Source organism: Clostridium frigoris (assembly GCF_018861865.1).
GTDB lineage: Bacteria > Bacillota > Clostridia > Clostridiales > Clostridiaceae > Clostridium_AD > Clostridium_AD frigoris.
Window position 1 is genome coordinate 1 of record NZ_JAHLDV010000080.1, and the last position, 9990, is coordinate 9990.

Here is a 9990-nt window from a genome sequence, read left to right on the forward strand (position 1 = left end):
ACCCTACCGTTGCCAGTAAATCCCTTGCTCTCAGGTTGTCTTCCCGTTGGTTAGGCGACATAGGCTTCTTTCAGCCTATCGGCTCAGCTAACATGCTGGACGTACAAAAAACTGCAGAAATATACATTTATGTAGTTTACCTTTCTTTTACATTCACAATATACATCCACCATTTCTCAACATAAATAAAGAAGGCGTACCTTTTATTAATACCCCCCCTTCCTAATTTAAATATCAATTTAAATATCAATTTAAATTAGATTAACATTTATTTATTATGTAAAAAAACTTTTCTGAGTTTATTTTAACTCACTTTTACGTTAATTTATCACTACCTCTATAGTATCTCTGGTTATTATTCCTTAAAATATTAAATCCCCTCTCTATTACATCCCTAGGACTTCTTCCCAACCTTTTGTTTTTAATTGCTTAAAAAAACTTCCTTGGATATTTTTCCTATAACTCTAGTTGAAGCTAAATCAACTCCACCACCTATAATACCTCCAATGAAAGGAATTGCTTTGCTTAAGTTTACTAACCCACTTTGTCCAGCCTTTGTTATAAGTCTAAACCCTACTGCTTGATTAATTTTCTTTATTGTCTCAAATGATATTTTTTTTATAGCTGATTGTGACAGTTTAGCACCTATTTTTATCCCAAAATCTTTTCCAATCTCTACAGCGGCATTACCTGTTAAACACATATATACTAAGGTCTTTACTGTATCGTCATTTATATTATATCCACCTATGTAAGCTACTGATGCTATCATCCTCATTTGAACATATATTACACTAGATACGTTAGCTGGCACTGCAATTGGCAAGGTTATTATTCCCCCTAATCCTGTTATAAACCCTGATGTTGCGCACTTTCCTACTTGCCAACTTATTAGACTATCACATGCCTTTACTGCATCACCACCGTTTTTATCTAAATATGAATCTCCTAACTCCTCTGCTGATGATGTTCCTGGTAATCCATTTAATGCCTTATCATAGGCCCAATCCAATACATTCATCATTTTATTGCTTTTTACTAATTCACTCATTTTACATCCCCCTACTCGTTGTCAAATCTTTTACAATTCATCTTAAACTTGCTTTTAACTTTTGTTAAAATATAGCCTTCTTTTGTATCGTCCTTTTATATAATATCTTTAATTAGTTAGCAACACAGTTGATAATTTCTGTTCACTAATAATTAATGATATAATTTCCTACCTAAATGAATATACATATTCTATATTAATTAAATTGGAGATGCCATGGGAAAAGTTATAAGTTTTATCAATTTAAAAGGTGGTGTAGGTAAAACTACAACAACTGTTGCACTAGCTGAATTTCTTACTTATGAATTTAAGAAAAAGGTATTAGTTGTAGATTTAGATCCACAAACTAATGCCACAATATTATTAATCAACCAGGATGTATGGAAAAAAGCGAATAAAAATAATAGAACTATTCATCAGATGTTCTTTGACGAATTTAATAAAACTAAAGCTTTTAATATACAGACCTCAATAATAATGAAAACTTCAAATATTGCTGGTGGAAATGCAAATCTACATTTATTGCCCTCAAGTCTAGATTTAATAGATTTAAGCGATAGGATATCAGAACTTGATGTAAATCATGAAACAAACAGTAATTCAATCCCAATACTTTCCAATCATCTAACAAAAGAACTAATAAATACCTACGATTATGTTTTAATCGATTGCCCACCAAATTTAGGCTTCATTACATTAAATGGGATCTATATAAGTGATTACTATGTAATTCCTGTAATTCCTGATATTTTATCTACCTATGGCATACCTCAAATGTTAAATAAAATAGAGTTTTCAAAAAGAAAAATTAAAAGGCTAAAATCTTCTTACAACTTATTAGAGTTAGGATTAATTGTTAATAAAATGATAAAAAACAGTGGTCTGCATAAAACAACCTTAGAAACTTTGCAAAATGGGCAGCATTTGTCAAAGAGTGATTTAAGTTATGTTCCTACACTTTTTACTTCAATAATATATCAAAGGGATAGTTCGTGCAGAATAGCTGATTTCGAAATGAAGCCTAATACAATTAAGCAGAAGTATAGTACCAATTATATTGACTATAAAAATCTTGCTGCTGAATTTATAAATAGGACTAATGAGTAAAGGATGATTTTATATGGCAATTACTAAAAAATCTCAAATTCTTCAACTTCATAATGAAGGTTATGGAATAGATGACATAATCGGAAAAGGGTTCACAAAAAAATATGCTTCACAGGTTCTAAAAGAAGTCACTAACTCTAAACCTACTGTCACTTCTACCCACAAAACTAAAATGAATTACATAAAACAATTGGTATCAACAGTTGAATATTTACAAAATAAATACGATCACTTAAACCTAAACATTAATATATCAATCAAATTTGATGGTTATAATAATATTTCTAGCGAAAGTAAAATCCTCTTATTAAATCCAGTTACTACCTTTAGAGATATAGGCAAAGTTGCCTTAAAAGAAAAACTATTAGCCCTTCCAATAAATGATTTAATAAAAATTGCTAAAACATATACTCCCGACCTGAGTGGCATAATCTATAGAAAAAGAGATGTGGCCTTGATTGTAGACTATATAATTGAAAGATCTACTAACCTTTCAAAGCTAGGACAGGTCTTTAGAGATACAAATAACCAAAAATAATAGGGTTAGAACAGTTCCATATGATGTGGACTGTTCTAACCCTATTACTATAATCAGTTTTATTTCAAATAATATCTTACGCTCTTTTTGCGCTCATTCCAATCGCTGCATTCTTTATAATTTCGAGTATCTCTTCTCCATATTTTTCAACTTTCTTATCTCCGAACCCTTTAACCATATGTAATTCGCTCTTTGATTTGGGATTAGCTTTAATAAGTGTTTCCATCTCAGCATTACTAAAAACCATATATGGTTTTATTCCCTCATCCCTTGATGTTTTTAATCTATACGCTTTTAAAATATTATAAACATCTATAGCTTCAACTACTACCTCAGGTATTGCTTCTTCCTTAATAATGTCCTTTTCTTTAAATTGTATTTCCTTAACTATCATTTTCACGGTGTCATCAGTTTTTACCTCCTCGAGTGTTTGGATAAGAACTCTTTCCTTAGTAGTCACCTTTACACTTAGATCATAATCATCCTCTGTTAATGAATACTTAGCTTTATTATCAAATTTAATAGGTTTATTGTTTTGCACAAGATAATCAGCTATCTCATACATTTGCTTTTCTCTCATTTCCGGATCATTTTTTGCAGAGCTTAATTCCGTGTTTAATAAAGTTGTTAACTGATCATATTTATATATAAGATTTTGAATTATCTTAGGACATTTCGTTTTCTTCATTATTGTTTTAGGATTGGCAATAATAACCGCAGACTTTATTGGTATAGTTTTGATTATCTTTTCTCTAATTAATATATCCTTTAATATTTTTACATGCCTTTCATTTTGTGTAATAGGACTATACATGCCTTCTTTCTTAATGGTTTTTCCAGCATAACTTTTTATAGTTCTTATAAAATCTCCATCAGAATTAATCTCTATATCCCCATTTAGTTTTTTAGTTTCCAAGACATAGATAAACTTATAAGTTATTAGGACAAAATCTAGCTGAGCTATATAGTCCTCAGATTGTAATCTAATATCATGGAGACACAACATTGGAATAAATGAATTTTGAAGCTCATAACTAACATTTCCTTCTCCAGCTATGCCATACTTTAATAATATGATATCTTTATCTATTAATCTTTTTTACCTGAAACTACATTATTTGAAAGTTCAATTAAGCCTTTCAGTTGTTCGTTATCCTGAGTAAATTCTTTAATAAATATAGGCTTAGTCACCGTTTTCTTACCTTTAATAATTGCAGAGATTGCATTCTCTAGAAATGACATACTCTTACCCCCGATCTCTTAAGTAATACATCAACATCATAACATATTTTTTCCAAAATATTAACCATTTGTTAATAAGCCCATTATAAGTAAGCCCCTAATAATTAGATTATGTTTTCATAATTAAGTTTTAATACCTCACAAAGCTTGTTACTTAATTTTAGCTCTTCACCACTTTCATTTGTGCTTACCCTCAAAATTGGTATATTATATTTGTTTAGTATCTCATCCTTCATTTTATCGCGTTCTAATTGTACTTTATTATTGGCATGAAAAGCATAACCATCAACTTCCACAACTAGCACTGGCATTTTATCTAGCTTATTAAAGATAATAAAATCAGTATGAGTTAAAATATTTTCAACAAATTTATGCTCTATCTCTGTTAGCTTAGATGTATCTTTAATTAACATTTTAAGTGGTTGATGTAATACTACATCAAGGAACTCAAACTTTTCCTGACATAATACTTTTTCAATTACCATATTCATTAGATTTTCTGATGCAAATTCAGAAACTTTCTTGTTCTTATTTAATATTTCTAATAACTTTTTAGAATAATTGCTATAAAGCAAATCAAATACTGAAGATATATTGCTATTAATAATTTCAAAATTATTATATTGTATATATTTTATTAAGTCACCTATATTGGTATTATCACTTGCTATATCACTATCAGAAACTATAAGAATTAATTTATTCTCTGCCCTTGATACTTCAACATTTATAAGATTAGGATCATCTATAAAATCATTTATTTGATTTGCAACAGTAGTCAAAATGATAGTATCTTTTTCTCTACCTTGATATTTATGTACTGTATCCACTTCAATATTATCAGTTTTAATTACATTCAATATATGAATTAACCTTAAGTATTAATATACTTATTATTTTGTTCAGAAATGCTATACTAGACCTAAGTAAATTAACATATGGAGGTCACCAATGAAAAAAGATAATAATGAAATATTTAATAATGTTTTAGATACTGATTCTGACGACTTTACAAACAGCTATTTAGCTTTGGCATTAGGGAGTAAAGAGTTTATTTATAATGATATTGATAAAATTTATAAAAATAATAGGATATTATATTATGAACTATACAAATCTAGTTCTTTATCTAAACTAAAATGCTATAAATCTTTAAATGCATTACAAGAGGAATATGTTCAAAAGATAATTGGTATTATTGAATATTCTTGCATTAATAATGATACTAGTGTTATTTATAGTCTAATTAAAAAAGGTTACAATTTAGTCTTTAGATATTATAACAGTCATGAATTACTTTCAATACATGAAGTTTTAAACCTTTATTATAAAACTAGCCCTAACCCTCCAATGTTAGAAATTCAAAACATTACTTCAATATTAGTATACCTACATACAAACGGTCCCGAAAAAGATTGGGATACAAATGATCCACTTAACGACGTAATGACTCAAAGCTATCTTGACTTTATTAATCAAACTATATATCAGGATATTAAATATTCTATAAGTAAATCAGTAACTTCAGAGCAAGTTACTAAAATAAGAAGTACGTTTTTATTAAATAGAAAAGATATTAAATTAAATAGAGTTTTCGGTGAAATCAGGCAGAATGAAGCATCTAAATTAGGATTTAATAAAGATTTAGATGCATCCGACTATGTTGCTGTTAATTATAGGAGAAAACAACTTGCCAAACAAGGTATTAGTAAATACATCAGCGCTTATGAACGACTTTTATGTGCTAATCAATTTCATCCTTTTTTTCTTGATGTTGCCGAATTTTCAGAAGTTGAGATTGACTACATAGTAAAAAATTGTATAGATAACCAAAGTACATCTAACATCCCAGATAGCGAGATGAACCTTTATATAACATCATGTCTATTTTTTTCAATATTAATAAAAGAGTATCGAAAAGTTAGAGACTTATACTTGAACAAATCTAAAGAGGATTTATTTTTATCACTTAAAACACAGAGAGAAGAGATTGGAAGACGTGAACACTCTTTAGAAAAGAAGGAAAATCTATTAACAGAGGAAATTTGCAGATTAAAACAAGTAAATGGCGAACTAAGAAAAGTAGCTAAAGAGCATGATATCCAACTTAACAGAATAAACAACGAGCTTAAAACGGCACAAAGCAATGATAAAGAACTTCAAAGTTTAAGAGAAATGCTATTTAAGCTAGATCATACTGAAGAGCCGCATATACACACCTTAGAACTTGAAGACATGCTAAATGACCTTACTCAAGAAAAGCTTGTTTTTATCAGTGGTCAAATATCCTTAGTTGCTAAACTTAAGGAGTTACTACCCAAAGCAAGGTTCCTGGATATTGATAAGCTTAGCACTGATTTATCATTCTTAGATAATTATTCTAGTGTATTTGTTGATGTAAGCCATATTAGTCACGCATATTATTATAGACTAACAACAAGTATGAATAAAAACAGCACTAAACTATGTTTTATTACTAAAAAAACAAATGTTAATTTAATAATAAATGAGATGTATGAATTTATAAATGAAAGATAATAACAAGGGTGCAACTCAAAATGATTAAAGAATCATTTTGAGCTGCACCCACTTTTCTTTAATAGTCACAACAATATTCTAGGCTTTTATTAATACTCTATATTCTTCTTTTTCACTTTTGCTAATATATATCCCTCTATCTATTTCAATCTCAATAAATACTTTCATCAAACGATCAAATTCTTCATAAGTAACTCTAATTATCTCACTAGTTTCATATAGATAATAATAAATATCCTCTTCATATTCAACTCCGTTATTAAACGGATTTTTTTCACTCTCTGACGTGCGAATAAAAACTTCTAAATCATTAAACCCAGATAGAGCTGTGAACTCAGCAACAACATATGGTGTTAATTCCACCTTTTCTGTTAAAACATCTTTTGCTAGTTTTAAGGCCTCAATGTTTGCCTCACTAATATCATTAATTTTCACCTCATAAGTCATGAACATAATTTATCTTTCTCCTTTAATTATAGCATAAAATTTTTTTATCGCTTTTGAAGACCCTCACCAAAACCTATTCAATTTGTAGCCTTAGTGACTGTTTAATAATCTCCATAACCGCATCAAGATCTGTTGTAGTCACAATTTTGATTTCTGCTCCTCCATTACCCGTGTGTCCAATATTAGTAACATCTTTACATAATTCCTTAGGATCATCAACACTATCAAACGGCATATTAACCCAAAGCTTTAAATGTTGTTTATAATGCTCGATATCTGTGAAATTAGTATCCACTTTATATGCAACATAGTCTTTTTTGTACTCTTTTTTTATTGCAACATCTAAACTTAATATCTTTCTATCTAGTTTTTCATAAATCGCTGCTATTTCTGGTAACATTGATTGATAATGATCTGTAGATGAATAAATTATATCAACTTTGTCCTTTTTCGTATACTCCTCTATATCTACTTTTGATACCTTAGGATATTCCCAAATAGTAACTGCTTGATTTGCTAGTATCTTTACTCGGTTTACTATCTCTGTTTCATCCCATTTTGACAAACTACCTAAGGCATCGTTTAATCTCAAATGGCTGTCTTTAAAACCACCTTTTATGTCTTGCTTTATGTTAAATGGGCTATCACTTAATTCGCTATTATATCCTGTTAAGGTTAGATTTCCTAATGTGTGCAGATAGTTTTTTTGTACTTCTTTCCAATTAACTCCTAACATATCTTGCCACTCTTTTTTAAGCTCTGGATTTTGAGGCATTATATGTTCTATTGTATAACCATCCCTTGTTATATTTATTGGTTCTTTATGATTTTGATTTTCTAAGGCTTCTAATATATAGTTTTTAATTCTTAAATTATATATTGATTTTACTATAAGCTTCTCCTTAAATTCATCATTTGTAGGGAAAGCTCTATAGGAATCTTTTACTGCATACTCAGCTAACACACTTGTTATATAGTTGTCTTGTTTTATCTTGCCATAGAATGTAGCAAATGTTTTATTAAGTGAATTGGTTGGTATTTCACAAATAACACGTCTAACAATGTAACTGGTGGTAAGCTTAATGATTGTAATAAAATCAGCCTTTGAAATTTTATTAATATCATAATCATAATATACTCTCATTAGAAATGGGAAACTTACATTTACATCTAATTCCTTTAACTCTTCCCATAACCGATTAAGGTCCTTATCTGTATCTTTACAAAAGTACATTGAAATATAGTATTTTGAAAAAGTGAATACATCTACTAATAATTGCTCATTAGTTACACCACTTTTATGATAAATTTTAAAAGCTTCATACACTTCATTTATCTTGCAAATTTTTCCTTTATTATGAATAGTTAAAAAATCACGAATAAACAAATCAAAATAGTCTGCATATCCTTGTTGTCCAAATCCCTGTTCCATTGGACGCCAGTATGTGCTATATAGTTTATCTTGCTCCGAAGTAGGTTGTCCCATAAGAATATAATTTCTAATTAAATCTGCCTGAGATAAATCTTTTCCAGTAGAATTCATGCTTTCAAATATAAGCTGAGGATTATCTTGCGATTTATCTAGTGCTACAGATACTAACATAAGTCTGTTAATCCCTCATAAATATTTTCTATTGATACCTCGCTGTTTTGTATAATCTCTGAAAAATGTTTGAAATTCTTCAGTATCTGTACTGATGGATTAAAAACATTTTTTTCAGTTTTATTGAGTATGTGAATAAAGGTATCCTTATCTTGCTCAGTTAATATCAGCTTATATTTATCCATGCCACTTTCTTCACTATTGATTAGAAAGTAATTTCTTATCTTATTGGGGTTGATTTTATCTTCAAGTTTATTATCTTCAACATACCTTGATAAGGCACACAAAAGTAGTGATATAGTTGTTAATCTTTGTTGGCCATCTATAAGCAGTAGTTGTTGTGGTTTACCATGAGGTGTTCCTAAATCAATGTATACCACTGAGCCAATAAAATGCACGCTATCATCTTGCTTTAATGTAATTTGAACAATATCTTTCCATAACTGATTACATTGTTTAAAAGACCAACTATACGTACGTTGGTATATAGGTACTACAAATTGAACTGCACCTTGCATTAATTTTATTAAAGTTGTTTCTCCTGCTTTCATTAAATTATTCCTCCAATTGCAAATGTGATTTATGTCATTTATGATACCTTTATTTTACCATTTTTTATCTACTGTAATCTATGTAGTGTATAAATTTCTTTTATACTAACTAATAATTATATAAATATAAGTTAAAGTAACTGATTTAATGCAAGAGATAACTGAGAGCCATACCTTACCCCAGTGCAAATAATAAAATGAACTCAACAATATAATTATTAAACATGAACTTTTCCATGAAATGAAGATAGTTAGCAAATTCTATGGTTTCGTAATAAAAATCTATGTGTAATATAGAAAATTTCAGATTAAATAGACACCCGGAGATTTGCTAGAAAGTTATAAAAAGTATACTATTAATTTAATATAATTGAGACAAGGTGTAAATTATGGATGATTTTATAAAATATCTCACTGAGAGTAAAAAACTATGTAAAAGTTCGATTAGAGATTATATTTCTAGAATGAAAATAATGAGTTCTATAAAATATAGATTTTACTAAAGGAGAAAATAACGCAAGAAATCTATTATTAGCTAATGGGTTAGCAAAAATACTGTAGGACACTGCTTAACGTTATGTAGAAGATATGCTGATTATTCATCATAGCTACAACAAATTTGTACCTGCTGATACTAATTTTAGGATAAAATCATGGTATCAATCGAATGATTCCATATATATTTGATACTTTAACCATATACTTTGCGTATAGAATAGTCAGCATGCTTTAGATACGTTTTAAAAATATTTTTTATACTTATTGATACGATGCAAACTGTTGGTATGAGATAATTACTATACCGGAGTTTGTCAACATAGTTGTCGCAATTTCTATTTCTAACATTTTTATGACGATGACTCTTCTATAATAAGAAGTTCTTCTTCTTTTATTGGATTCAAAGATACATATT

General features: G+C 28.9%; 11 protein-coding genes. 4 read left to right on the top strand and 7 right to left on the bottom strand.

Annotated features, from left to right (window positions below; translation table 11 throughout):
* A partial coding sequence (locus KPL37_RS18150) for a hypothetical protein (protein ID WP_216151489.1) occupies positions 1-185 on the top strand: 185 nt, incomplete at its 5' end.
* Positions 186-421: 236 nt separating this feature from the next.
* On the opposite strand, the gene KPL37_RS18155 is transcribed toward KPL37_RS18150, so the two are convergent.
* On the bottom strand, positions 422-1051 hold the full coding sequence (locus KPL37_RS18155) for an EcsC family protein (protein ID WP_216151490.1): 630 nt from the start codon (positions 1049-1051) through the stop codon (positions 422-424).
* Between the two features lie 216 nt (positions 1052-1267).
* On the opposite strand from KPL37_RS18155, the gene KPL37_RS18160 reads away from it, so the two are divergent.
* A complete protein-coding gene (locus KPL37_RS18160; protein WP_216151491.1) occupies positions 1268-2158 on the top strand; it encodes a ParA family protein in 891 nt (296 codons plus the stop codon).
* Between the two features lie 13 nt (positions 2159-2171).
* Entirely contained in the window at positions 2172-2696 is a 525-nt protein-coding gene (locus KPL37_RS18165; protein WP_216151492.1) for a hypothetical protein, read from the top strand.
* Between the two features lie 76 nt (positions 2697-2772).
* Here the strand turns inward: KPL37_RS18165 and KPL37_RS20345 are convergent, their stop codons facing one another.
* The 3 genes from KPL37_RS20345 to KPL37_RS18180 form a co-directional block, all read right to left on the bottom strand.
* A complete protein-coding gene (locus tag KPL37_RS20345) occupies positions 2773-3786 on the bottom strand; it encodes an NERD domain-containing protein (protein ID WP_343216305.1) in 1014 nt (337 codons plus the stop codon).
* On the bottom strand, positions 3786-3938 hold the full coding sequence (locus KPL37_RS18175; RefSeq protein ID WP_216151494.1) for a hypothetical protein: 153 nt from the start codon (positions 3936-3938) through the stop codon (positions 3786-3788). Before KPL37_RS18175 ends, KPL37_RS20345 begins: the two co-directional genes overlap by 1 nt.
* Before the next feature lie 104 nt (positions 3939-4042).
* Positions 4043-4798: an AAA domain-containing protein gene (locus KPL37_RS18180; RefSeq protein WP_246578367.1), complete on the bottom strand. Its 756-nt coding sequence runs from the start codon at positions 4796-4798 to the stop codon at positions 4043-4045.
* 91 nt (positions 4799-4889) lie between these two features.
* Here KPL37_RS18180 and KPL37_RS18185 point away from each other — a divergent pair, with 91 nt between their 5' ends.
* A complete protein-coding gene (locus KPL37_RS18185) occupies positions 4890-6476 on the top strand; it encodes a hypothetical protein (protein WP_216151495.1) in 1587 nt (528 codons plus the stop codon).
* 78 nt (positions 6477-6554) lie between these two features.
* Here KPL37_RS18185 and KPL37_RS18190 read toward each other — a convergent pair whose 3' ends face one another.
* The 3 genes from KPL37_RS18190 to KPL37_RS18200 all read right to left on the bottom strand — a co-directional run bounded on the left by KPL37_RS18190 (position 6555) and on the right by KPL37_RS18200 (position 9077).
* Positions 6555-6929, bottom strand: a complete 375-nt coding sequence (locus KPL37_RS18190; RefSeq protein ID WP_216151496.1) for a hypothetical protein — start codon at positions 6927-6929, stop codon at positions 6555-6557.
* Between the two features lie 67 nt (positions 6930-6996).
* Positions 6997-8526: a DUF262 and DUF1524 domain-containing protein gene (locus KPL37_RS18195; RefSeq protein WP_216151497.1), complete on the bottom strand. Its 1530-nt coding sequence runs from the start codon at positions 8524-8526 to the stop codon at positions 6997-6999.
* A complete protein-coding gene (locus KPL37_RS18200) occupies positions 8520-9077 on the bottom strand; it encodes a DUF262 domain-containing protein (protein WP_216151498.1) in 558 nt (185 codons plus the stop codon). Before KPL37_RS18200 ends, KPL37_RS18195 begins: the two co-directional genes overlap by 7 nt.
* Positions 9078-9990: the final 913 nt, after the last annotated feature.

Excerpts from the sequence above, each read along its gene's own strand:
- KPL37_RS18165 (WP_216151492.1), top strand. The coding sequence starts at position 2,172 with ATGGCAATTACTAAAAAATCTCAAATTCTTCAACTTCATAATGAAGGT.
- KPL37_RS18200 (WP_216151498.1), bottom strand. The coding sequence starts at position 9,077 with ATGAAAGCAGGAGAAACAACTTTAATAAAATTAATGCAAGGTGCAGTT.
- KPL37_RS18155 (WP_216151490.1), bottom strand. The coding sequence starts at position 1,051 with ATGAGTGAATTAGTAAAAAGCAATAAAATGATGAATGTATTGGATTGG.
- KPL37_RS18160 (WP_216151491.1), top strand. The coding sequence starts at position 1,268 with ATGGGAAAAGTTATAAGTTTTATCAATTTAAAAGGTGGTGTAGGTAAA.
- KPL37_RS18175 (WP_216151494.1), bottom strand. The coding sequence starts at position 3,938 with ATGTCATTTCTAGAGAATGCAATCTCTGCAATTATTAAAGGTAAGAAA.
- KPL37_RS18185 (WP_216151495.1), top strand. The coding sequence starts at position 4,890 with ATGAAAAAAGATAATAATGAAATATTTAATAATGTTTTAGATACTGAT.
- KPL37_RS18190 (WP_216151496.1), bottom strand. The coding sequence starts at position 6,929 with ATGTTCATGACTTATGAGGTGAAAATTAATGATATTAGTGAGGCAAAC.
- KPL37_RS18195 (WP_216151497.1), bottom strand. The coding sequence starts at position 8,526 with ATGTTAGTATCTGTAGCACTAGATAAATCGCAAGATAATCCTCAGCTT.